The organism is Parasutterella muris (genome assembly GCF_943193095.1).
GTDB lineage: Bacteria > Pseudomonadota > Gammaproteobacteria > Burkholderiales > Burkholderiaceae_F > Parasutterella > Parasutterella muris.
Window position 1 is genome coordinate 1 of record NZ_CALPCV010000036.1, and the last position, 22,135, is coordinate 22,135.

Below are 22,135 nucleotides of genomic sequence, written 5' to 3' on the forward strand. Positions count from 1 at the left end.
AAGAGAATCAAGCGCGGCCTCTATCGATCGTCAGACGGACATTTGATCAATGCCGATATCAATGGCGCAGCCAATATTGGTCGAAAAGAACTCGGGGATGAGTGGCTCAAAAAGCTGCTCGAACTCGATGGGGGCGTATTTGTGGACACGCCCGCAATTGTACGAAACCTGCATGCATGTGTGGGTGTTCGCCAATTGCTAGAAATGGGAGCACGCTCCCATGAAACCTCGCACGTGAGTGCGAGGTAGTTCATTGTTCTAATTGCTTAACTGTATTGTCCGGCACCAGTTCGTCGGAGGATTTTGGAAGCGCTTCAGCTGCGTTGACCGGTTCGTCAGGTTTGATTTTGCACAGTTCCGGTCCGTTGTCCTGAATTGTGATGATCAGCATCTGATGCGTCTGGTCATTCATCTTGGCAAGTGAGGAGAGGAACTGGTCCTCGTACTCAATTTGAGCAGGCGTTTTGAGCATGCCCGCAAGGACCTGCTGACGGTGCGCCTGACGCACCTGTTCACGCAGGTGAATCAGTTCATCTTTGGTAAGCCGCTTGTAAAGGACATAAGGTTTGTCGCGATAGCCGTCGTGCTGCATCAGAAAGCGTTCGCGAAGCGCCTTTTTCTCTTCCATAGAAAGATGCTTGCGAAGCTCGGTGCGCTCTTCGTGCGTCATTCTTCGCCAGTGATAATCGCGGTGCCGCGCGGAAAGCTTCGACCACACCTGGGCTCGGGCTCTCATATCCAGGCTGTCCCAGGGGCAGGCCTGTACCTGCGTCTCTCCCTTAGGGCTGTGCGGGTTATTGTGCTTGTGCCGATAAAACGGGCTCTGCTGCTGCACAGTTGCTGTCGTCGTCTGAGCAGAAAAAGAAATGACCGTTTCGGCGGCAGCGTCAAGTGCTGCAAACGCCGGTACGAGCAAAAGTGCGAAGTACGTGAAACGGCAAATCATAGTCAATAAGAGTCCCGGGAGTCATTTATAGTTACTAATGCTATAAAAGTTAATGCCCAAAAGGAAGAGAAATCAGTAGTATTCTTAGCAGAAAAGCGATAAATTTTGTTGCATCGTGTAATTTGAATTTTCAATAGGAGACGTAATGCAAGAAACAGAGAACATTAGAAAGGAGTCATCGACCCTGAGCTCTAAGCGTCCTCCCCGAATTCTCGTGGTGGATGACGACGGCCGCCTGCGTGATCTGCTGAGACAATTTTTAACGAATAACGGTTTTCACGTTTCGGTCGCAGAAGACGCCAATCAGATGAATCGTCTCTGGATGCGCGAACGTTTCGACGCGGTCATTCTTGACGTCATGATGCCGGGCGAAGACGGCATTTCCATTCTCAAGCGCATCCGCGCGTCAAACGACAACACTCCTATCCTGATGCTGACCGCTAAAGGCGAGGATATTGACCGTATTCTCGGTCTGGAGTTCGGTGCGGACGACTATCTGCCTAAACCCTACAATCCGCGTGAGCTGCTTGCCCGTCTGCACGCCATTCTGCGCAGACGCGAACCGGTTGATCCTCCGGGAGCTCCGAGCAAAGAAGACGAAACGGTTTTCTTCGGCAATTTCACACTGGATCTCGGTACACGCAAACTGAAGAAGGGCGACGAAGAGATTCCGCTCACAACCGGCGAATTTGCGGTGCTCAAGACCTTTGCGCGTCATCCGAGAGTGCCGCTTTCACGCGACAAACTGATGGAAATGGCCCGCGGCAGAGAATACGAAGCCTTTGACCGTTCATTGGACGTTCAGGTTTCCCGTCTGCGCAAGATCATTGAAGTCGATCCTTCCAAACCGCGCTATCTGCAGACGGTTTGGGGCTTAGGCTACGTGTTTATTCCCGACGGACAGTCCGACGGTAAGTAAAGCGATATAAAGGCTAAGCGCGGCATGGCGGATTCAAAAGACAAAGAGAGTGCGGCATCTCAATTCTTTTCCGGTTTGTTCTGGAAAACCTTCGGGATGCTGTTCATCCTTGTTCTTACCAGTGTCGGCGCTTGGCTTTACGGGCTCTCCGTCCTTGACGAAGAGCCTCGGGCGCTGAGCGCGTCTCAGCGCATTACCTCTATTACGACGCTAACCCGTTATGCACTGATCAGCGCGGATACGAGTTATCGGTTCGACCTCATCATGGCTCTCGCGCAGCGCGAGGGCCTCAACATTCTTCCCAAAGAACCGAGCGATCGGGTTGAGCCGCTTGAAGGCGACCGACTCAACGATCTGATTCTGGAAAACGTGCGCTCTTCGCTTGGCAAAGATACGATGCTTGCGCGCCGCATTAACGGTATGCCGGGACTTTGGGTCAGTTTTAAAATCGACGAAGACGAGTATTGGCTCCGGTGCGAGCGATCCTCGAATCCGCCTCGTCTCGGAACGAACTGGATTTTTTGGTTCGGCGGAATGCTTTTTGTCTGTACGCTCTTTACCGTATTGCTGACGAATCGTCTGATTGATCCTTTGTCGCGTCTTTCGAGTTATGCGAGACAGCTTGGCCGAGGCATTCTGCCCGAGCCGCTGCCTTTGGACGGCCCGAGAGAAATCCGGGAAGTCAATGAAAGCTTCAACGTGATGGTTTCCGATCTGAAGCGGCTTCAAAGCGACCGCGAACTTCTTCTTGCAGGTGTCAGCCACGATCTTCGGACGCCGATTACACGTCTGCGTCTAGAAGTAGAACTCGCGCCGATTTCTGAAGAAACGCGAAACGCGATGTGCAGCGACCTTGATCAGATGGAAAGCATCGTGAAGCAGTTCATGGCGTATGTTCGTCAGGGTGAAACCGAGCTGAGCGTCGTGGATATTTCTTCTACGCTTCGCGAGGTCATCGCGGCCAACCGCCTTTCGACGCAGCCTGATGTCACGCTGAAAGTATCGATAGACGATAATCTTGAAGTGCGGGCCAATCCGACGGATTTGGCCAGAGCGATTCAAAACATGATTGTGAACGCCGGCAAGTACGGCAGAAGTACGGACGGACGGCTGAATTTAACGATTGTTCTGCGTCATCTGAAGAAGAAGAGTCTTGCCGAACTGATCGTTTCCGACGATGGAAAAGGGCTTCCTGCCAATGATTTGGAGCGTGTGTTAAGGCCGTTTGAACGCGGCGACACTGCCAGAGGCAACGCGAGCGGCACCGGTCTCGGACTTTCCATTGTGACCCGCGTCGCCAAAGCGGGTGGCGGTTCCGTGCGTCTTGTTCAGAATATTCCGAACGGTCTGAGCGTACAAATGATTATGCCGCTCGTTCCGTCCTCTTCCTTAGTTCGGCAGAGCGGCCCAAGCGGCACGGATAATCAATCCAAAGCTTAAGAACGCGCTTTGAGCAGAATCACTGCCTGAGCGACGATACCTTCTTCCCGTCCTTCAAAGCCGAGGAGTTCGTTGGTTTTGGCTTTTACATTCACGCAGTCGATCGGCAGTCTCAGAATAGAGCTAAGCGAAGCGTTGATTTGTTCCATGTAAGGTGCAAGTTTTGGCTTTTGCGCGATGATCGTGCAGTCCGCATTGACCGGCATCCAGCCCTTTTTAAGGACCAATTCCAGAGCTTCGGACAGCAAAAGCGCGCTGTCCGCGCCCTTGTATTTCGGATCGGTGTCCGGGAAATGTCTGCCGATATCGCCGAGCGCCGCAGCGCCAAAGAGCGCGTCGGTTACGGCGTGCAAAAGCACATCCGCGTCGGAGTGGCCGTAAAGGCCTTTGTCATGTTTAATCGTAACGCCGCCGAGAATCAGCGGCCGGCCTTCGACCAGCCGATGGACGTCATAGCCCTGGCCGATACGGTATTCATTGTGCATCATAGTGTTCCAAGATTTGTATTAAATATCGTCGCCCGCGGCTCTAGTCCTGAAGACGGCGCGCGCGAGCGCGAGATCTGCAGGACGCGTCACTTTAAAGTTTGTCGAAGAGCCTTCGATCAGTGCGGGTTTGAAGCCGGAAGCTTCCATTGCACTTGCCTCATCGGTGACGACAGCCTCAGTGTTGGAGAGCGCCTTAGTGAGCGGTCCGACCTTGAAGCACTGAGGCGTCTGAGCTGCCCAGAGTTTGTCTCGAGGAATCGTTTTGCCGATTTTTCCTGCGGCGTTCTGCTGCTTGATCGTGTCACTTACGGGAACCGCAAGGATGCCGCCTTCGTCGGTCTTTAAACAGTAATCAATCAGTTTGGCGACATCTGAGGCTTTAACGCAGGGACGGGCGGCGTCATGCGTGAGGACCCAATCGTTTGCGGAGAGTCCGGAGTATGTGATGCCGTTGCGGATACTGTCGGCTCTGCTTGCGCCGCCGACGCGGGCGATTTTGACGCGCGGGTCGGTGAACTTCAGCTGCTGACCGATTAAGTCCGAAGGAGAAATCACAATAACGAGCTGTTCGATTCTGGGCTCTTCAAGAAGAGCCGAAACGGAGTGCTCGAGCATGGTTTTACCTTCAATTAAAGCGTACTGCTTAGGAAAGTTCGTACCCATCCGGGTTCCTGAACCGGCCGCGACGACGACGGCTGCGAGCCGGAAAGAGGCTTCTTGTGTGTTCATGTGGATTCTCCGTTATCGATGGGATTCTAGCTCAAACGCCGCGATGTCTAGCCTATTTTAAAATTCGCGGCTTCTTTACCCGCGATGCGGCCGAACACCACGCATTCGGTGAGCGCGCCGCCTCCGATTCGATCTTTGCCGTGAAGACCGCCCGTCGCTTCACCCGCTGCATATAAGCCCGCAATCGACGTTCCGTCGTTTCGCAGTACTTCCGCATACTCGTTAAACGCGAGTCCGCCGCAGCAGTAATGAATGCCGAGTTTTTCCCGGCCGATGTAGTAGGGCGGCTTGTCGATCGTCTGCAAAAGAATCGGCTTTTCGAAATCCTCATCCTTTTGGCAACGCACAAACTCGTTATAGCGGTTCAGTGTTTCTTCAATGTTTTCTGCGGGGCAGCCGATCAGTTTGGCGATTTCTGCTGTATCAGCGCATTTATAGACAGATCCGTCCTCGAGTTTTGTCTCTACCGTCAGACTCTTTTTCGACTTGGCGTCCGTGATTGCCCAAAGAGTTTCATTGGGCTGCTTTAAAAGTTCTTTCTGTATGACGGCGTGCGCATTGGCTTCATTGACAAAACGTCTGCCTTCCTGGTTGACGTAGATATCGGCTCCGGAGTAATTCAGCATGCGTCCGCCGAGATAGCAGATCAGCTGAATGTGTTCAAGATCTTTGACCATCGCATTTAGCGGTTTCGCAAGCGAGATCGCGTCTCCGGTCGCGCCGTCAAGGCCTCGTCCGGTCGGATTGGCGGTTGAGCGCATGGCAGGGCTGATATTTCGGTTGACAGCGCGGCACATGCTGATGTTTCCCGTAAAGCCTCCGCAGGCAAGAATCACCGCTTTAGAGCGAATGTATTCTACGTTTCCTTCCGGTGTGCGCATCACAACACCTTCGACCGCGCTTCGGTCCGCATAAGTGAGCAGATCGTTCACGCGGTGCGAGAAGATAAACCGCACTCCGAGTTCGCGAGCGCGCTGATTCAGATGCGTGATGTAGTTGAGTCCGTTGGCGCCGCTGTGTGAGATAAAGCTGCAGACACTGAGGGAGCCGACGGGAAGGTAGGGTTCGGGGTTCCAGCGGACACCCATGCTTTCAAGCCAATCCATAGCGGATTCGCTTTCTTTCATCAGAATTTTTAAAAGCTTCGCGTTGGCCTCAGGTCCGCCGATGACCAGGCTTTCTTTGACCGCATCCTCGACGGTGGTTTTAATTCCGTAGGGCTTGAGCCGCTTTTCGGAAACCGCGCAGAAGGATCCGCTTGCGACTCGGGAGTGGCCGCCGAGGATGGGGAGCTTTTCTATCACTAAGACGTTTTCCGCGCCGTTTTCACGAGCCGATACTGCTGCTGAGAGTCCGGCAAGTCCGGAGCCGACAATGACGACGTCCCAAAGGCGAATGCCGAAGGGAGAGGCAGCAGCCGCGCTCGTTGTTACAGCGCCAAGCGCCAGCGAAGCGCCGAGGCTGAGCAGATTTCGCCTACGCATCCTGCTGATCCTCTTCCTGAATTAAGATCAGCGCCCGCGTGATTTCGGCGACAGAGCTGAGTTCAAGCTTTTCTGCCGCATGTCCGCGGTGCATTTTGACCGTTGCCAGAGAAAGTCCTAGTTTGTCGCCGATTTCTTTATTGGTGAGTCCGTCCACGACTAAATGCAGGACTTCTTTTTCACGTGCGGTCAGGTGGCTGTAACGGCGTTTGAGTTCCAATCTTTCTTTTGCTCTGCGGCTTCTGCTGAAGCCGAGTTCCACCGCCTTTTCCACTTCAGCGTTGAGCCGCTCAGGGTCGGCCGGTTTTTCAAGGAATGTCACCGCGCCTTTTGCCATCGCGTTAACCGCCATTTCAATGTCGCCGTGACCGGAAAGGAAAATAATCGGGAAGTGCTTATAGCCGCGTTCAATCATAATCTGCTGAACTTCCAGGCCGGTAAAGTTCGGCATACGAAAGTCCAAGACCAAACATCCCGGAACGTCCAGATCATCCGAGCGCAGGAATTTTCCCGGTGAGTCATAAGCGACAACTTTCCAGCCCATCGTCTGAAGATAAATCTGGGTGGAGAAGAGAAGACTCGCGTCGTCGTCCACCAGGCGGATCAGCGCTTCGCTTTTATTCATTGTTCATTTCCTTTTGTTTTAATCGGTCAATCAGCAGCTCGGCGATGACGCCGCCTTTTGGTCTGCGTTTAAAGTGCAGACTCGCGCCGTGCATGTCTGCGATTTCTCTGACGATCGAGAGACCGAGCCCCAAGCCTTCGGCTTTTGTTGACTCGGCAGCATGTTCGAGCCGCTCGAAAGCGTCTTCATTGAGCTCTTCACCGTTGTTCCAAATCGTGAGATTCCATTTACTGCCTTTTTCCGTCAGTTCAATTCCGACTTTAGGTTTCTTTACGGCTTTGCTCGCGCTCGCCGCATTACGAATGAGATTCAGAATCAGCAGCTCCAAAGACAGCGGGTCGGCCAGCACATGCGCGGAGAGGCCGTTCGTAATGAACGGGACCAGGGTCTGCGCGTCTTCCTGCTGATGGAAGGTACGGATGGCTTTTTCCACGATCAGATTGAGCTGACAGGGCATCTGCGGCGCCTGTTCCTTGCGCGCGAATTTGCGCACTGAATCGACGATCATTGAGATGCGTTTTGTTTCTGCACTGATGTTGTCGATGATCTGCTTGGACAGATCGTCGCTTTCGAGACTGCCCTTCAGTCTGACATTGAGCACCGCGGCGTAATTAAGGAGCGCGCCTAAGGGCTGCTTTAATTCGTGCGCAATGATGTTGGACATCTGAGAAATCACGCCGGATCGTTCGATATGCGAGAGGCGCTTTCGTCCGGCGATTGCTTCTTTCTCCGCTTTTTCCTTCGCTTTAATCGCGCTGCTCAGTTCCAGCGTCCGCTGATCAACCAAGCGGTGAACGCGCAATTCATTTGCGATTAAAAACAGGAGAATCAGTGTGAGGATCAGCAGTTCGGTTTTATAGCGAAGGAGCAGCGCGCCCGGTGATGTGTCGCGCAGATTTTTGTACATACCAAAACGCAGCCGCCTCATTAAGTCGATTGCGCCGATATAGTCACCGGTAGCCGACCACTCGCTTTCCTCGGTCGGCGGCATGGCAAAGAGCGCACGAATAAAGTCTTTGACGACAGCGTCCGGGGTTCCCTTGAGTGAACTTATCACGAAGCCCGGATAAAGATCTTTCGTTGATCGCTTGCAGTAGAGGGATGCGGCGTCATCCGCTTTATAAAGCGCGACCGGTTTTACGGCGCCGGGGGAGAGCAGACCGTCTCCCTCAAGCATTTCGAGGTAACAGGTCGGGAGGATGCCGACGTCGCTCGCGCCCGAAATCACCTCTTCAATAATTTTGAGAGGATGGTCGCGAACGAAACTTGCGGCTTTAAAAAAGTTATCCGAAGAAAATCCGTGCCGCTCGATTTCGCCAAGCGCGGACCACCAGCCGATCAAAGAGGTGGGATTTTGGGCTGTTACAGTTTTATCCCGCATGTCTTCAAGGGTTCGGATATCTGAGCGGTCGCCTCTCGTGATGAAAAGCGCGCCGTTGTCTCCGCCGGAATTATTCGAGTAGATGCTTTTCAGCGTGGCGATGTCATGGCTGCCGTACTGAGGAGAGGTACTGAGCATAAGGTAGATCTCAGCGGGCGCCATGAGAAAATCCGGTTTGAACTGCTGCAGTTCGACCTCAAGATTTGCGGACGATATGGTGATAAGCGAGAGGTTATACCGATCTCCGAGTGTTTTTTTGAGATATTCAAAGGTCGGGAATACGGTTCTCTCTTTAACTTCTTCCGCGACAGAGCCGATATAACCGATTGTGATATCCGTTTTATCGGGTGCAGAAAGTCCCTCAGCGGAGCATACCGCCGAGAGAAGCAAAGACACAATAAAACAGGAAAGTCGTTTCACAAATCAAGGAATTTCGGTTTGATTTGTTATTTTCGCAAAAGCGAAGAATTTTGACCTGCTGGTTTTCCTTGATATTTTTATGAGATATTTCAGAAGAGGTGGGGGTTTTAGGACGAACTGCTAATAAAAAACCGCCCAAAGGCGGTCTTGTCGTGCAATACGTTAATTAACCTCTGTATTTGTCAAGGTCATAGAAAATATCTTCCTGCGGCAGACGGGATTTCGGACGAGTGCGGTTGTGATCGTCTTCAGCGTCATAGCCGAGTGTGACAAGCAGAACAGAGCGGGCGCCGTACATGTCAAGGTTCAGCACTTTGTCCATCGCCGCTTCATCAAAACCTTCGATCGGCGTTGAATCAATGCCCATAGAGGAAGCACCGTAAAGAAGGGCTGTCATTGCGATGTATGCCTGTTTCTTTTCCCAGTTGAGGGTTTCGCCGACCTGCTCACGCAGGTTAATGAAATACTGACGGCCGTCATAGATTTCCTTTGCCGCTTCTTCGTTGGCGACTCTGCCGTCCTTTGTTTCCTGCTCCAGTAGGCGGTGCTGATATTTGTCAGACAGGCCGTTGCGAACAGCGATCAGGACAAAGTGTGAGCACGTATCTAGGCGAGGCCAGTTGAAATCAGCAACTGCGGGACGAATACGTTTTTTTGCTTCTTCCGATGAACCGGTCAGGAAAATCCACGGCTGGCTGTTGACGGAAGAGGGCGCAAGCTGAAGAATTTTTTTAAGCTTGTCGAAATCCTCGGCTGAGATTGACTTGGACGGGTCAAACTTTTTAGCGGTAAATCGCTTTTCAGATAATTCAAGGAAATCCATTATTCGTTTCTCCAACGTTTAAAAGCAGATGACTGAGTATAGACGTCTTTTGCGCTTTGAGCGTATAGAAAAAGTGCAGTCTGTCGGCTATCCGCTGAGATTTATCGGTCGATGTTATTCAGGAGAAGCACTTTGGCATTGGTCAAACAAGCCTGCATTCGTTAGACTTTTCATATGCGAAACAAATGAAAGCTTTTTTCGGCAAAAAAGTCAGCAATGAAAAGAATACTGGTAACAGGAGCAGACGGCTACATCGGCAATGCGATGGTGCTTGCGCTGCTGAACTATACAAAGCAGTTCGTCGTGCGTGCGGCGGCGCAGAAAGAGTTCGTGCTGAACTCAAAATCCTTTGAAACGGTGCGTCTGGCAAGTTTGGAAGATACTCCGGACTGCCAGAAAGAGTTCGCAGACTGTGACGCCCTCATTCATTGCGAGACTTATGAAACGCTTCGCCAAGGCGGTGACTGGCTCGAAGAAAGCGCTCTGCACAGAATTCATGTGCTCGGTTCCGTCCATTTAGCCAGAGAAGCCTATCGTGCAGGTATCCGCCGCTTTATTTTTATCAGCACGGTTGAAGTGAACGGCGCATCCACACCGGAGGGAAAGAAATTCTTTGCCGATTCGCTGCCGCGCCCGAGAACTTTGTTCGGCCGTTATATGCATCAGACGGAGAAAGCGATTCAGCAGGTCGGAGAGGAGTCCGGTCTTGAAGTCACGATCATTCGCATACCGATGGTTTACGGGCCGGGCTGCTCCAATCTTTTTAGTTTTGCCCGCAAGCTGGTTGAATACTGCGTGCCGCTGCCTCTGCTGTGGTGTTCCAAGAACAAGCGCTCGCTTTTATCGATTGATAATCTGACGGACTTCGTGATTAAGTCGCTGGTTCATCCCGCGGCAGCCGGTGAGACCTTTCTGGTTAGTGACGGGCATGATTTGTCGGCGGAAGAGTTTTTCTGTCTGCTCGCCAAATCGCATCGCCGTCCGCCGCTTCTTTGGCCGTTCCCTCCGCTTTTTCTTCGTCTCTTCAACAGTTACATCGGTCGCCAGGCCTGGGAGGATTTCCTTTTTAAGAACCTGGTCGTCGATATTAAAAAGAACATGATTCTTCTCGGCTGGGAGCCTCCGCTGAGTGTGGAGCAGTGCTTCCGCAGGTCCTGGGATGAGCGTTCCGTGGCAGGAACCTCGCATCGCTCGAATTAGAGCATTAGGCGCGAGAAGTCTTTCTTCGGCGTGTACTATAGCCTCGACAATCCTTAATTAGACTAGAAGAAATGGGCGTACTGATTCAAATTATGCTGGCGACACTGCTCTCGTCAGTGCTTTCGATTATTTTGGCCGGGCTGATCAGCTTTAAGTTTCTGGACCAGTACATGAGCAAGATGCTGTGTATTTCAACCGGACTTCTGATCACGGTGGCGTTCACGCATCTTCTTCCGGAAGCGTTTGAAATTCATGAGAATGCGGTTTCTATCGGTTGGACGCTTCTCGTGAGTGTCTTATTCCTTTTTGGTATTGAGTATTACTTCAACAGCCACCACAGCCACACTGATCACGAGGGCACGGTGGTCAGCGAAATGATTGAGAACAGTCGTAAAGGCGCAAAGGGCGGCAATGCAATTCTGATCGGAGATGCATTCCACAATCTGACGGACGGCATTTTGATTGCGAGCGCCTTCATGGTGAGCAACAGCCTCGGCTGGATTACGGCATTTGCGATTATGGCGCATGAAATCCCGCAGGAGGTTGGAGATTTTATGGTTCTGCTGCATTCCGGATTTGAGCGCGCCAACGCTCTGATGTGGAACATCATTTCAGGTCTGACGTCTATGGTTGGCGGCTTGTTCGGCTACTTCCTGCTCGATAAAGTGGAGTGGATGGTGCCGTATGCGTTTGCGATCGCGGCCGCGAGCTTTATTTATATTGCGATGTCGGATCTTCTGCCGGAAATCGCCAGAAAAGAAAAGGCAGAAAGTTTTCTGATCCAGATGCTGTTTATTTTGATTGGTGTCGCAATCGCGGTAGCTGCAACCGGTTCAATGCACGCTCATTAATATCGTTCAGCGGGGAAAGAATCATAAAAGCGCAGGAGGGTTTTAGTAATTCTCCTGCGCTTTGCGCATCTGAATCAGCCGTGCGTAAAAATCAATCCGTGACGACCGGGTTCTCTTCAAAATCGATCCACTGACTGAAAGATCCGGGGTAGAGACGAGAGCCGAACAGTCCACAGTAGTCCATGGCAAAAAGATTGACGCTTGCGTTTACGCCGGAACCACAGGAGTGGATGACCTGCTTTGGAGATTTTCCGTTTAAGAGTGCAAGGAATTCTTTGCGCAGCTCCGGAGCGGATTTAAAGAAACCGTTTTCATCAAAACATTCGGATCCGCTTCTGCAGACGGCTCTGGGGATGTGTCCTGCTTTATGGTCGATTGTTTCTCCGATGCCGTGGAATCGTGTTTCAGGACGTGCGTCAATCAGCATGAATTCATGTGTCTTCAGATTATCCTGAACCTCTTTCATTTGGACAGGAACTTCGAGCGCTTCATGCTCCGTGACGGACTCTGAGGGCTGAGGTTCCAACGGAGTGCCGGTAAGCGGCAGGTTTTTCAGTTTCCAGCCTTTAAGGCCGCCGTTCAAAACGGCGACACGTTCATATCCGAGCCAGCGCAGCTCATACCAGAGACGCGTGGAAAAGCCGAGGCCGCCCTGATCATAGATAACGATCTGCTTAGAGGAATCGACGCCGAAAGCCTGCATATTCTTTTCAAACGCGGCCCGATCCGGCATCGGGTGCCGCCCAGTTCCTTTGGCGACTTTGCCGGTCACGTATTTGTCAAAGTCAATAAAGACGGCACCGGGGATGTGTTCGACTGCGTAATTCTTTTTGCCGATATCCGGTTCGGTAATGCTGCAGGAAGCGTCGAGCACAAGCAAATTGTCGGATTTGGAAATTTTCTGATTAACCAGAAGCGCATGAAGTTCATGCGGTTCGATGAGTGTGGTGTAAATCATTGCCTGACCTTTGAATTTAATATTCAGGATTTTATTACCGGCAATTTCTCAGTACAACGCAATGCGAATCGTATTCGGAAGGCAAGTCGTCAGTCTCATTTTGATTTTATGAAGCTGCCGCATCTTCTGAGACTGTTAAATTCATGAAACAGTCTCTAAAACTACCGATTCTTTGGTATTTAGGTGCCATATTGTAAGAATAGGACGATAATCGCAGCAATTTGTCATATTATCTAGCCATATCATCAGTAGAATTTGCATTGATTAAAAAGAACATCGGAATATGAGCAAGCAAAACAGCGCAAACGCGTCGGATGACGACATTAAAGAAATGAGCTTTGAAGCCGCACTCAAGGAGCTCGAATCTCTCTCTGAAAAAATGAGTCAGGGCGGACTTTCTTTGCAGGAGTCTGTCGAGGCCTACTCTCGCGGCGCAAAACTGAAGCAGCATTGTTCGCAGCTTCTGAAGGCAGCTGAAGAAAAAATCCGAGTCATCGACGCTGCGATGAAAGAAGATGACATTGAAGAGCTCGATGACGACGGTCTATTCTAGTTAAATATGATGTCCTCAGCCTTTAATGATTGGGTTAAGACCCGACAGGCGCGTGTAGAAGAGACCGCTTGCAAAAATCTCCCCAAGGCCGACTTATTTTCCGAGCCGCTTCATGAAGCGATGCGTTATTCGGTGCTCGGAGGCGGAAAAAGAGTTCGTCCGCTGCTGGTGTATGCCGTCGGCGAAATGCTTGGGGCAAAGTCCTCTGATCTTGATCTGACCGCACTCGCGATTGAATGTGTTCACTCTTACTCATTGATCCATGACGATATGCCGTGCATGGACAACGACATGCTTCGTCACGGCAAACCCACGACGCACGCGCGCTTTGGTGAAGCGATGGCGATGCTTGCGGGTGACGCGCTTCAGCCGGAAGCCTTCTGCATCCTGAGTAAGACCGAACTGCCCGCCGAACGTAAGGTTCTCCTGGTAGAGCACTTGGCGCAGGCCTCATCCACACGAGGAATGTGCGGAGGGCAGGCGATCGATCTCTCGATGGTCGGTAAAAAGATGACGCTTGAAGAGCTTCGCCGCATGCATGCGATGAAAACCGGCGCGCTTCTTCTGTGTTCCGTGCTGATGGGCGCGGCCTGCGGCAAAGAAAGAGCTGACGAAGAGGCGATACTTGCATCGCTGAAGGAATACGGAACCGCGATCGGTCTTGCTTTCCAGATTGTTGACGATATCCTTGATGTCACGGCCGATACGGCGCTTTTAGGAAAGACGGCAGGAAAGGATGCGAAGGAAGATAAACCGACTTATGTCAGTCTGCTCGGGCTCGAATCCGCAAAAGAAATGGCCAAAGAACAGTACGAGAAAGCCTGTCATGCCTTAGAGCAGCTTCCCGACGATCTTCCCGGAAAAGAAAGACTTCGTGAGATCGCGTATTTCATTGTGGGAAGGAATTACTAGCGGGATTAACGATGAGCACACTTTTAGAAAACATCAACAGTCCTGCCGATGTCAAGAAGCTCACGATGCCGGAGCTCAAGCAGCTTGCGCGTGAGCTGCGCGAATTTATTATCGAAAGCGTTTCCAAGACCGGCGGACATCTCTCGTCCTCCTTAGGATGTGTTGAACTCGCGATCGCGATTCATTATGTATTTGAGACGCCGGAGGACAGACTGATTTGGGACGTCGGTCATCAGGCGTACGCGCACAAGATTCTGACGGGAAGAAGAGACCGCATGTTGACGCTTCGTCAGTACAAAGGGCTCTCGGGCTTTCCCAAACGCAGCGAAAGTCCTTATGACGCTTTCGGAGCAGGACACTCTTCAACTTCAATTTCCGCCGCGCTTGGCATGGCGGTAGCCGCTCGAGCGCAGGGCAAAACAGACCGCAGTCATGTGGCTGTCATCGGTGACGGCGCAATGACGGCCGGTATGGTTTTTGAAGCGCTGAACTGTGCCGGAGATATGAAGGATATTCGTCTCCTCGTGATTCTCAACGATAACGACTGCTCGATTTCCGCTCCGGTCGGCGCGCTGAACAAACACTTCACAAAGCTGATGAGCGGAAGGTTTTACGCTCAGGCCCGAGACATCGGCAAAGCCATTGTTCGGCCTTTCCCGAAACTCTTTGATTTAACGAGAAGGGCGGAGGAATACAGTAAAGGCATGGTGTCTCCTCAGTCGACGCTCTTTGAAGAATTCGGACTGAATTACCACGGACCGATTGACGGGCATGATCTTGAGGCCTTGATTCCGGTCCTTCAGAACATGAAGGCGCTTCCCGGTCCGCTTGTTCTGCACGTAGTGACGGAAAAGGGCCGAGGCTATGAACCGGCGGTGCACAATCCGACCAAATATCACGGGATTTCGCCCTTTGATGCCTCCAAAGGACTTGTGAGCTCACCGCACGCAAAAACCTATACGGAAGTGTTCAGTGACTTCCTGATGGACATTGCCAAAGAGGACGAGCGGGTGGTCGCGATTACTCCGGCGATGGAAGAAGGATCCGGATTGGTTGAATTCGCCAGGACTTATCCCAAGCGTTTCTTTGACGTGGCAATTGCCGAGCAGCATGCCGCAACCTTTGCCGCAGGGCTGGCAGCCGAGGGTTTAAAACCGATTTGCTGCTATTACTCGACATTCTCCCAGAGAGCATTTGATCAGATCGTGCATGATGTCGCGCTGCAGAATCTTCCGGTGCTCTTTGCGATGGATCGCGGAGGACTGGTTGGCGCTGACGGCGCAACACACCACGGTTCTTTTGATTTGTCGTTCCTGCGCTGCATTCCCAACATCGTGATCATGGCGCCTTCCAACGAAAACGACTGCAGACAGATGCTGTATACGGGTTATATGCTTGATCAGCCGGTTGTTGTGCGCTATCCGAGAGGCAAAGGGCCGGGTGTTCCGATCGAAAAGCAAATGCATGCCATAGAGATAGGAAAAGCTGTGAAAGTCCGCAGCTGCGGGGCTGCCGCAGGCAGGAGATGCGCCATTCTCGCGTTTGGCAGCATGGTTGAAGAAGCGCTTCAGATTGCCGATGAAATTGACGCGACGGTCTATGACATGCGTTTTGTGAAGCCGATTGATCGGCAGGCAGTGACCGAAGCGGTTAAAGAGCATGACTTAGTCGTCACAATGGAGGAGAATGTTGTCATTGGCGGTGCCGGAGACGCATGCCTTGAAACTCTTGCCTCCGAGGGTATTAAAGCGGACGTGCTTCAAATTGGAATTCCGGATCGATTCATTGAGCAGGGTACGCAAATGCAGCTCTGGCATGAATGCGGCATGGATAAAGAAAGCGTTTTAAAGCAAATACAGGAAAGACTCAAACTTGAGCAAGCGGAGCCTTAAATGGAATTTTTGAAAGATGCAGATCTGAGAAAGCTGAACACCTTTGGCGTTAACGCCCGTGCGGCCTACTTCGCTGAAGTTAAGTCGATTGACGACTTGATTGCGGTGCGCGAGGAGATGCTGAAAAATCCTGTCGAATCTTTTATGGTGCTCGGCGGAGGCTCCAATGTTTTGTTTAAGGAAGATTATCCGGGTCTGGTTCTGCGGATGATGATTCCCGGCATGGATATTTTCCATGAGGACGCGGACTCTTACGTTGTCAAGGCGGGCGCCGGTGAAGTCTGGCACAGTTTCATTGTTCGTTTGCTGGACGCAGGAATTGCAGGACTTGAGAATCTTGCACTGATTCCGGGCACGGTCGGCGCGGCTCCCATTCAGAATATCGGGGCCTACGGCGCTGAAGCCGCTGAACGGATTGAATCTGTTGAGGTTTTTGATATCAACAGCGGAGAAATCCGAGAGCTGACGACGGAAGAATGTGACTTCGGATATCGCAGCTCGATTTTCAAGAAAAAAGAAAACCATCATCTCATTATCACGGGTGTGACGTTCCGTTTCCCGAAGAAATGGCAGCCCAACATCGGCTATAAAGCTTTGGCTGAAGAAATCGAAATCAACCGTTTCCCCGAATTACGGCCTGAAGACGTGTTTTCCTGTGTAGTCGCACTGCGCAGAAGAAAACTTCCGGATCCTTCGAAGGTTGGCAATGCAGGCAGCTTCTTTAAGAATCCGACTGTCGAGCGCGATCTGTTTTCGAAGCTTCTGAGAACGAATCCCTCCGTGGTTTCTTATCCGCTTGCGGGCGGCAAGTACAAGCTTTCGGCGGCCTGGCTTATTGAACAGGCCGGTCTGCGCGGCTACCGTATGGGCGATGTCGGAGTTTGGGAAAAGCAGCCGCTTGTTCTTGTTAACTACGGACATGCTACCGGTGAAGATATTTATGCACTTGCGCAGGACGTGCGTCTTCGTGTCAAGAACTGCTTCTCGATCAAGCTTGAACCGGAAGTCAATATTATTTAATCAGATTGTGTTCAATTTATTCGGCGCCCATTGCGGCGCCATATTTTTTGAACGAAAGAAGTTAGCGGCTTTGTGATGTCGTCTAAATAATTCCTAACTCCTTTCCAATGTCCCGTCTATATGGCGTTACGCGGTTTTGGGATCGAGACTCGAACAGCGCCAGCGGCTCCGATTTACGAAGAAAAAACTTAATAAAAAACTAAGATAATTTCCCTATATTCATTTGTCATTTTCTTGTGTATTTTGTCCGTTGCCTATGAGATGAATAACTAAATGACCAAAGAACAGCAGACCACACCAGGAGGAATCACCCGCACAGTATGTGCTTGCGCGTTCGCTTTGTTCCAACTGCTTTCTGCTGAAACTCATGCGTCCGTCAAAGATCAGCCGACCGTGCGTCTGGCGGTAGTGAACACCTTCGGAGATAACTTTTCTGTTCGCTATTTCAACGGTACGGTCAACGCAATCGCGAAATCGCTTGACGGGCGCCGTCTCATCGTCCAGCTCTACAATCAGGACGAATATCTAAAAGCGGCTAAAGAGAACAAATTTGATCTTTCTATTGCTTCGAGCGGTCTGACAGCAGTCATGATGGATACGCTCGGCGGGACTCCGCTTCTGACCCTTGTGCACGCAAGAACGCCGAACCCGAACAAGGCCAACGGCGGCGTCATTATCGCCAACGCGAAGAATGGCAATATCAACAGCATAAGAGACTTAAAGGGCAAGAGTCTTGTTGTGATGAGTAAAAAGGCTTTTGCGGGCTACATGATTCCCATGCACGAGCTTGAGCGGCAGGGTCTGAATCCGGAAAATACCTTCCGCAGCATCACGGAAGCGCGCGAACCAATGACACGCCTTGCGGAGAAGGTGAGGGACAACGAGTTCGATGTCGCCTTTTTAGCCAGCTGCGTACTCGAAAATATGGAGCAGGAAGGCACTCTGAAACCGAACGAGATCAAGGTCATCAATCCTCAAAACAATGCGGACTTTTATTGTCAGCATTCCACGGAACTGTATCCGGGTTGGATTCTGTCTGCTCGCTCGAGCCTGCCGGCGACAATGGTGCGAAAGATCGTAATTTCGCTTCTGGAAATGCCGGTCGGAAAATCCAACGGCGAATACTGGACCATTGCAAACGATTATCAGGAAATGAACACTCTGCTGCGCCGAATGGAGCAGAGAGAATTCATGGAAAGGGATATTCCCTGGCTGATCAGGCGTTATAAGTACTACATTCTTTCGGCTGTTCTCTTCCTTTTATTTATTTTGGCAAATTGGATGTACCTTGCTTATGCCGTTTGCAAGCGGACGAAAGAGCTGAAGGACACGGTGGAAGAGAACCTCGCCTTTGAAAGAGAAAACTTAAAAATTAAAGATCGATTTGAGTCGTTACAGCGCGTTAACTCGATTGCCATGATTTCCACCATGGTGGCTCATGAACTCAAGCAGCCGCTTGCCGTCATCAACAACTATGCCGAAGGGCTGGGAAGAAGAATCACGAAGGGCCGCTTTAAAACGCCGCAGGAAATTCTGCCGATTATCGAAGAGATTCGCAGCGAGGGGCAACGAGCATCAAGTATTATCGATCTCGTAAGAAGATTCGGAAAAAAGGATAAGCACGAAAGACAGACATTCGATCTGGGTGATTTAACCGCCGAGACTGTTGACATGCTTATTCGTGTCGGAACGCTGACAACCGGCTACGAATTAAAGTGCGGCAAAAACATTCTGGTGACTGCAGATCGTTTAAACATTGAGGTAGTTATCATTAACCTCATTAAAAACGCTGTGGAAGCCTGCCGAGCTGAAGCGAGCCCGATGGTGGTCATCAGTGTTTCCGCCAAAGATCAGGATGCCGAGATCATTGTCGAAGACAACGGTCCAGAAATTTCGGACGAACAGTTTGAAAAAATGAAGTTTGTCGGGAACTCGACTAAAAAAGACGGACTCGGCTTGGGCCTTGCCATTGTGCATGAACTGATTGAAGCGCATGGCGGCTCTCTGGTACTGAAGAGAAAAAAAGAAGGAGGCTTGATTTGTGTCGTTCGGCTTCCGAGATGTGAGGAGAAGGAGTAAATGGATTTAAAACAAATTCAGGAGCAATGTTTAGTTCGCATCGTTGATGATGATGAGGCGATGCGAAAGTCGTGGAATTTCCTCATTGAAGGAGAAGGTTGGAAAACGAGCTGCTATGCAGGCGCTTTCCGCTTCCTGGAGGAAGACGACGACAGCCTTCCGGGGTGCGTGATTCTTGACGTTCGCATGCCGAACATGAGCGGCATTGAACTTCAGCGCATCATGGGCATTCAGAGCAACCACCTTCCGATCATTTTTGTTTCCGCGCACGGCGATATTGATATGGCAGTACAGGCGCTTAAAGACGGAGCATTTGATTTTCTGCCGAAACCGGTGAGCGCGGAGCGTCTGCTCGCGGCTATTGAAAAAGCCTGTTTAATCAGCTGTGAACTGCATGAGAGCGAACAGAGAGAAAAAGCAGCAAGAGATAATTTCAATTCTCTGACGCAGCGCGAGAAAATGGTCGCGCGCAAGGTAGCGCTCGGACTTCTCAATAAACAGATCGCCGACGAGCTTGATATCAGCGAAAAGACCGTTCAGGCGCATCGCGGCGCGGTCTGCCGCAAACTTGGCGTCAAGAGCGCGGTTGGTGTCGCGGCAATTCTTCGCATCATTCACGAAGATGCCGGCGACGGAGAAATCGCAAGATAAAGGAAAGGCCGGGAAGAACCCGGCCTCTGAGTTTGTTTTACTCGTCAAGCTTTCCAAGAAGCAGATATTCCATAATCGCTTTTTGGATATGCATACGGTTTTCAGCTTCATCCCAAACGACCGACTGAGGACCGTCAATCACTTCTGCTGAGACTTCCTGTCCGCGGTAAGCAGGCAGACAGTGCATGAACATAGCGTCCTTTTTTGCGGCGCTCATGACTTCAGGCGTCACTTGCCAGCGGGCAAAGTTGCCTAAACGCTTTTCATTGTCTTCATCGTATCCGGTGGACTTCCAGGTGTCTGTTGTGACGATATCGACACCGGCGGCCGCTTCCATCGGGTCCTGGAAAAACTCCAGGCAGCTTCTGTCCTTAGGCAGCTGAGATGTATTGAGCTTAAAGCCGATCGGGGCCGAGATATTGACCTTGAATCCCAGAATCGAAGCAGCGTTCAGCCAAGAGTACAGCACGTTATTAGCTGCGCCGATCCACGCGACGGTTTTTCCGGTAATCGGACCGCGCTGTTCCATGTACGTCATGATGTCACCCATGATTTGGCACGGATGCGATTCATTGGTCAGGCCGTTAATCACAGGCACCAGGGAGCAGCTCGCAAACTCTTCCAGTCTCTCATGCATCGCGGTGCGGATCATGACGATGTCGACCATGCGTGAGATGACTCTAGCGGTGTCCTGCATGGATTCCGCGTTGCGCAGCTGCATGTCGGCGCTGTTGAGGTAAATGCAGGTGCCTCCGAGCTGATCGAATCCGGCTTCAAAAGAAACGCGTGTTCGAGTGCTCGCCTTTTCAAAAATCATGGCAAGCACTCGGCCCTTAAAGGGACGGTAGATTTCACCGGATTCGAAGCGGCGTTTTAAGTACAGACCGCGCTTTAAGATGTAATCAAGCTCTTCAGCAGAAAAGTCTTTGATTGCAAGGAAATTTTTGTGCATTCCACACCTGTTTAGATCTTGGGAAGAGCAAGGAAGGCGCGGATGACCGGCGTAATGCGCTTAACGATTTCATCGGCTTCAGCCTCTGTCAGAATCAGCGGCGGAACCAGGCGAATCACGTTGCCTGCTGTCACGCTGAATGTCAGACCGGCTTTAAGAGCGGGTTCTAAAATATCGTGCGCGTCACGATCAAGCACAATGCCGAGCATCAGCCCCTTGCCGCGGATCTCCAGAACACCGGAGAAACCGTTTAAGGATTTGGACAAGGCTTTTTTAAGCTTCTTGCCGACTTCGAAGGCGTTGTCGACGAGCTTTTCTTCTTCAATGATGGAAAGCGTTTCAAGCGCGGCGCGCATGGCAAGCGGGTTGCCGCCGAAGGTGGAGCCGTGGTTGCCGGGTTTGAGGATGTTGGCTTTTTCGCTGACAACAACCGCGCCGACGGGGACGCCGCCCGCAAGACCTTTGGCAAGCGTCATGACATCCGGTTTGACTTCAGCCCACTGATGAGCGAACCATTTGCCGGAGCGTCCGACGCCGGACTGGATTTCGTCGCACATCATAAGGATGTCGTTCTGATCGCAGAGTTCTCTGAGACCGCGCATGTAGCTGAGTTCAAGCGGAATTACGCCGCCTTCGCCGAGAATCGGTTCAAAGAGGATGGCAACGACGTTTTTGTCTTCCTTGACGATCTTCTCGACTTCTTCGAGATTACCTTCTTCAACAGGAATGAAGCCCTCTGTGTAAGGAGAGAAGTCCGCTTTGACCGAGGGGTTGCCTGTCGCCGACAGAGTCGCGATGGAGCGGCCGTGGAAGGCGTGCTTCATGACGATAATGTGGGGTACGTCGATTCCTTTGAGGTGTCCGAATTTACGAGCGATTTTGATGGCGCATTCGTTGGCTTCGAGACCGCTGTTGCAGAAAAAGACGGCGTCCAGACCGGAGTGTTCGACGAGTTTCTCGGCTACCTGTTCCTGAAGATCGATGTTGAAATAGTTCGAGCAGTGGATCAGTTTCGCGGCCTGATCTGAAATCGCTCTGACCAGACGGGGATGAGCATGACCGACCGAATTAACAGCGATTCCGGCAAGGACGTCAAGATATTTATTTCCTTCCTTATCCCAGAGCCAGACTCCCTGTCCGTGATCAAAAGAAATGGGAAGGCGCCCGTAGTTGTTCATCAAATGCGACATGTCGATGTGTCCTGTCAAAAAGAATTGTTATCGAGATTGAGTTTATCTTTGTATTATAGGTCGAGCATCCTGCGGCGTTTAATGAATTCTGCGGAATTCTCCGTGCGTAAGCGCGGGGGTGGATAGCGGCCGGCCGAATGTCAATTCGGCCGTTGATTTTTGATATATCTCTCGATAATGGCAGTTGTTGCTCCGTCTCCAACTGAAATTACACAGTAACTTTTTGTCCAAAAGCGTTTGCCCCAAAGCATCCTTCGATTCTGATTGAAGAATTCTTGCCGATTTTTCAGAGATGATATGGTTTTTAGTTTACGTACCGGATTTGAAAGGCAAATTGTCGGAGGCTAAGAGATCAATAGATGAACATGATCTTCTTCTCCCGAGCACTCCAAAGGCCTGACTTGATCCCGTTGACACAAGTCAGCAAAAATTTCCCTAGATCGTTGATGAAATAACTATTCGCCTGTAAGCTACTACGAAGATCAAGTGAGCTTTGAGATTGAAAACACAATGAGAACCGGTAGATAACTGCATATGATTCAAAGAGTCGAGCGACACGTTATTCGTAAAAACAATGCTAACTGGCAAGCCTGCCACAAGCTTTGTTCATTGTCGCGCAAGC

The 22,135-nt window shown here is 51.1% G+C and carries 20 protein-coding genes and 2 pseudogenes; 11 read left to right on the forward strand and 11 right to left on the reverse strand.

Going from position 1 to position 22,135, the window contains the following annotated elements:
- Positions 1 to 249: pseudogene (locus tag NFR90_RS10545) on the forward strand (RNA-guided endonuclease InsQ/TnpB family protein); the annotation flags it as partial.
- Position 250: 1 nt separating this feature from the next.
- On the opposite strand, the gene NFR90_RS10550 reads toward NFR90_RS10545, so the two are convergent.
- Positions 251 to 952 carry a hypothetical protein gene (locus tag NFR90_RS10550; RefSeq protein WP_251452885.1) on the reverse strand — a complete coding sequence of 234 codons (702 nt, stop codon included), beginning with the start codon at positions 950 to 952 and terminating at the stop codon, positions 251 to 253.
- Between the two features lie 139 nt (positions 953 to 1,091).
- Here NFR90_RS10550 and ompR point away from each other — a divergent pair, with 139 nt between their 5' ends.
- Both ompR and NFR90_RS10560 read left to right on the forward strand, forming a co-directional pair.
- Positions 1,092 to 1,865 (forward strand): osmolarity response regulator transcription factor OmpR, encoded by a 774-nt coding sequence (gene ompR, locus NFR90_RS10555; RefSeq protein WP_251452901.1) that lies wholly within the window; start codon positions 1,092 to 1,094, stop codon positions 1,863 to 1,865.
- 24 nt (positions 1,866 to 1,889) lie between these two features.
- The gene (locus tag NFR90_RS10560) at positions 1,890 to 3,305 is read left to right on the forward strand and encodes an ATP-binding protein (protein ID WP_160336131.1); all 1,416 of its coding nucleotides are present in this window, start codon (positions 1,890 to 1,892) and stop codon (positions 3,303 to 3,305) included.
- Here NFR90_RS10560 and ispF read toward each other — a convergent pair.
- The 6 genes from ispF to NFR90_RS10590 all read right to left on the reverse strand — a co-directional run bounded on the left by ispF (position 3,302) and on the right by NFR90_RS10590 (position 9,255).
- A complete protein-coding gene (gene ispF, locus NFR90_RS10565) occupies positions 3,302 to 3,790 on the reverse strand; it encodes a 2-C-methyl-D-erythritol 2,4-cyclodiphosphate synthase (protein ID WP_370267564.1) in 489 nt (162 codons plus the stop codon). The genes NFR90_RS10560 and ispF overlap by 4 nt on opposite strands.
- Positions 3,791 to 3,811: 21 nt before the next feature.
- Positions 3,812 to 4,522, reverse strand: coding sequence for a 2-C-methyl-D-erythritol 4-phosphate cytidylyltransferase (gene ispD, locus NFR90_RS10570; RefSeq protein ID WP_251452907.1), 711 nt, complete (start codon positions 4,520 to 4,522; stop codon positions 3,812 to 3,814).
- A 47-nt stretch (positions 4,523 to 4,569) separates the two neighbouring features.
- Positions 4,570 to 6,006, reverse strand: a complete 1,437-nt coding sequence (locus tag NFR90_RS10575) for an FAD-dependent oxidoreductase (RefSeq protein ID WP_251452910.1) — start codon at positions 6,004 to 6,006, stop codon at positions 4,570 to 4,572.
- Positions 5,999 to 6,631 (reverse strand): response regulator transcription factor, encoded by a 633-nt coding sequence (locus NFR90_RS10580; protein WP_251452912.1) that lies wholly within the window; start codon positions 6,629 to 6,631, stop codon positions 5,999 to 6,001. The genes NFR90_RS10575 and NFR90_RS10580 overlap by 8 nt, the downstream gene beginning before the upstream one ends.
- The gene (locus tag NFR90_RS10585; protein ID WP_251452915.1) at positions 6,624 to 8,432 is read right to left on the reverse strand and encodes a sensor histidine kinase; all 1,809 of its coding nucleotides are present in this window, start codon (positions 8,430 to 8,432) and stop codon (positions 6,624 to 6,626) included. The genes NFR90_RS10580 and NFR90_RS10585 overlap by 8 nt, the downstream gene beginning before the upstream one ends.
- A 166-nt stretch (positions 8,433 to 8,598) precedes the next feature.
- A complete protein-coding gene (locus NFR90_RS10590; RefSeq protein WP_160336126.1) occupies positions 8,599 to 9,255 on the reverse strand; it encodes a nitroreductase family protein in 657 nt (218 codons plus the stop codon).
- Positions 9,256 to 9,471: 216 nt separating this feature from the next.
- On the opposite strand from NFR90_RS10590, the gene NFR90_RS10595 reads away from it, so the two are divergent.
- A complete protein-coding gene (locus NFR90_RS10595; protein ID WP_251452917.1) occupies positions 9,472 to 10,455 on the forward strand; it encodes an NAD-dependent epimerase/dehydratase family protein in 984 nt (327 codons plus the stop codon).
- 71 nt (positions 10,456 to 10,526) lie between these two features.
- Positions 10,527 to 11,306, forward strand: coding sequence for a ZIP family metal transporter (locus tag NFR90_RS10600; protein ID WP_160336124.1), 780 nt, complete (start codon positions 10,527 to 10,529; stop codon positions 11,304 to 11,306).
- Between the two features lie 91 nt (positions 11,307 to 11,397).
- Here the strand turns inward: NFR90_RS10600 and NFR90_RS10605 are convergent, their stop codons facing one another.
- Positions 11,398 to 12,264, reverse strand: a complete 867-nt coding sequence (locus NFR90_RS10605; protein ID WP_160336123.1) for a sulfurtransferase — start codon at positions 12,262 to 12,264, stop codon at positions 11,398 to 11,400.
- A gap of 283 nt (positions 12,265 to 12,547) precedes the next feature.
- On the opposite strand from NFR90_RS10605, the gene xseB reads away from it, so the two are divergent.
- From xseB to NFR90_RS10635, 6 genes are all read left to right on the forward strand, one after another.
- Positions 12,548 to 12,817 (forward strand): exodeoxyribonuclease VII small subunit, encoded by a 270-nt coding sequence (xseB, locus tag NFR90_RS10610; RefSeq protein ID WP_237178818.1) that lies wholly within the window; start codon positions 12,548 to 12,550, stop codon positions 12,815 to 12,817.
- 9 nt (positions 12,818 to 12,826) lie between these two features.
- Complete coding sequence (locus NFR90_RS10615; protein ID WP_304468498.1) at positions 12,827 to 13,729, forward strand: polyprenyl synthetase family protein; 903 nt, start codon at positions 12,827 to 12,829, stop codon at positions 13,727 to 13,729.
- A gap of 11 nt (positions 13,730 to 13,740) precedes the next feature.
- Positions 13,741 to 15,621, forward strand: a complete 1,881-nt coding sequence (gene dxs, locus NFR90_RS10620; RefSeq protein ID WP_251452926.1) for a 1-deoxy-D-xylulose-5-phosphate synthase — start codon at positions 13,741 to 13,743, stop codon at positions 15,619 to 15,621.
- Positions 15,622 to 16,641, forward strand: coding sequence for a UDP-N-acetylmuramate dehydrogenase (gene murB, locus NFR90_RS10625; RefSeq protein WP_160336121.1), 1,020 nt, complete (start codon positions 15,622 to 15,624; stop codon positions 16,639 to 16,641).
- A 273-nt stretch (positions 16,642 to 16,914) separates the two neighbouring features.
- Positions 16,915 to 18,720: a sensor histidine kinase gene (locus tag NFR90_RS10630; protein ID WP_251452930.1), complete on the forward strand. Its 1,806-nt coding sequence runs from the start codon at positions 16,915 to 16,917 to the stop codon at positions 18,718 to 18,720.
- Positions 18,721 to 19,371 carry a response regulator transcription factor gene (locus NFR90_RS10635; RefSeq protein WP_160336119.1) on the forward strand — a complete coding sequence of 217 codons (651 nt, stop codon included), beginning with the start codon at positions 18,721 to 18,723 and terminating at the stop codon, positions 19,369 to 19,371.
- Positions 19,372 to 19,408: 37 nt separating this feature from the next.
- Here NFR90_RS10635 and argF read toward each other — a convergent pair whose 3' ends face one another.
- The 3 genes and pseudogenes from argF to tnpA all read right to left on the reverse strand — a co-directional run.
- Complete coding sequence (argF, locus tag NFR90_RS10640; RefSeq protein WP_160336118.1) at positions 19,409 to 20,323, reverse strand: ornithine carbamoyltransferase; 915 nt, start codon at positions 20,321 to 20,323, stop codon at positions 19,409 to 19,411.
- Between the two features lie 11 nt (positions 20,324 to 20,334).
- The gene (locus tag NFR90_RS10645) at positions 20,335 to 21,513 is read right to left on the reverse strand and encodes an aspartate aminotransferase family protein (RefSeq protein ID WP_251452933.1); all 1,179 of its coding nucleotides are present in this window, start codon (positions 21,511 to 21,513) and stop codon (positions 20,335 to 20,337) included.
- A gap of 140 nt (positions 21,514 to 21,653) precedes the next feature.
- Positions 21,654 to 21,947, reverse strand: a pseudogene (gene tnpA / locus NFR90_RS11720) (IS200/IS605 family transposase); the annotation flags it as partial.
- Between the last annotated feature and the right edge of the window lie 188 nt (positions 21,948 to 22,135).

Excerpts from the sequence above, each read along its gene's own strand:
- ompR (WP_251452901.1), top strand. The coding sequence starts at position 1,092 with ATGCAAGAAACAGAGAACATTAGAAAGGAGTCATCGACCCTGAGCTCT.
- NFR90_RS10560 (WP_160336131.1), top strand. The coding sequence starts at position 1,890 with ATGGCGGATTCAAAAGACAAAGAGAGTGCGGCATCTCAATTCTTTTCC.
- ispF (WP_370267564.1), bottom strand. The coding sequence starts at position 3,790 with ATGCACAATGAATACCGTATCGGCCAGGGCTATGACGTCCATCGGCTG.
- ispD (WP_251452907.1), bottom strand. The coding sequence starts at position 4,522 with ATGAACACACAAGAAGCCTCTTTCCGGCTCGCAGCCGTCGTCGTCGCG.
- NFR90_RS10575 (WP_251452910.1), bottom strand. The coding sequence starts at position 6,006 with ATGCGTAGGCGAAATCTGCTCAGCCTCGGCGCTTCGCTGGCGCTTGGC.
- NFR90_RS10580 (WP_251452912.1), bottom strand. The coding sequence starts at position 6,631 with ATGAATAAAAGCGAAGCGCTGATCCGCCTGGTGGACGACGACGCGAGT.
- NFR90_RS10590 (WP_160336126.1), bottom strand. The coding sequence starts at position 9,255 with ATGGATTTCCTTGAATTATCTGAAAAGCGATTTACCGCTAAAAAGTTT.
- NFR90_RS10595 (WP_251452917.1), top strand. The coding sequence starts at position 9,472 with ATGAAAAGAATACTGGTAACAGGAGCAGACGGCTACATCGGCAATGCG.
- NFR90_RS10600 (WP_160336124.1), top strand. The coding sequence starts at position 10,527 with ATGGGCGTACTGATTCAAATTATGCTGGCGACACTGCTCTCGTCAGTG.
- NFR90_RS10605 (WP_160336123.1), bottom strand. The coding sequence starts at position 12,264 with ATGATTTACACCACACTCATCGAACCGCATGAACTTCATGCGCTTCTG.
- xseB (WP_237178818.1), top strand. The coding sequence starts at position 12,548 with ATGAGCAAGCAAAACAGCGCAAACGCGTCGGATGACGACATTAAAGAA.
- NFR90_RS10615 (WP_304468498.1), top strand. The coding sequence starts at position 12,827 with ATGTCCTCAGCCTTTAATGATTGGGTTAAGACCCGACAGGCGCGTGTA.
- dxs (WP_251452926.1), top strand. The coding sequence starts at position 13,741 with ATGAGCACACTTTTAGAAAACATCAACAGTCCTGCCGATGTCAAGAAG.
- murB (WP_160336121.1), top strand. The coding sequence starts at position 15,622 with ATGGAATTTTTGAAAGATGCAGATCTGAGAAAGCTGAACACCTTTGGC.
- NFR90_RS10630 (WP_251452930.1), top strand. The coding sequence starts at position 16,915 with ATGACCAAAGAACAGCAGACCACACCAGGAGGAATCACCCGCACAGTA.
- NFR90_RS10635 (WP_160336119.1), top strand. The coding sequence starts at position 18,721 with ATGGATTTAAAACAAATTCAGGAGCAATGTTTAGTTCGCATCGTTGAT.
- argF (WP_160336118.1), bottom strand. The coding sequence starts at position 20,323 with ATGCACAAAAATTTCCTTGCAATCAAAGACTTTTCTGCTGAAGAGCTT.
- NFR90_RS10645 (WP_251452933.1), bottom strand. The coding sequence starts at position 21,513 with ATGTCGCATTTGATGAACAACTACGGGCGCCTTCCCATTTCTTTTGAT.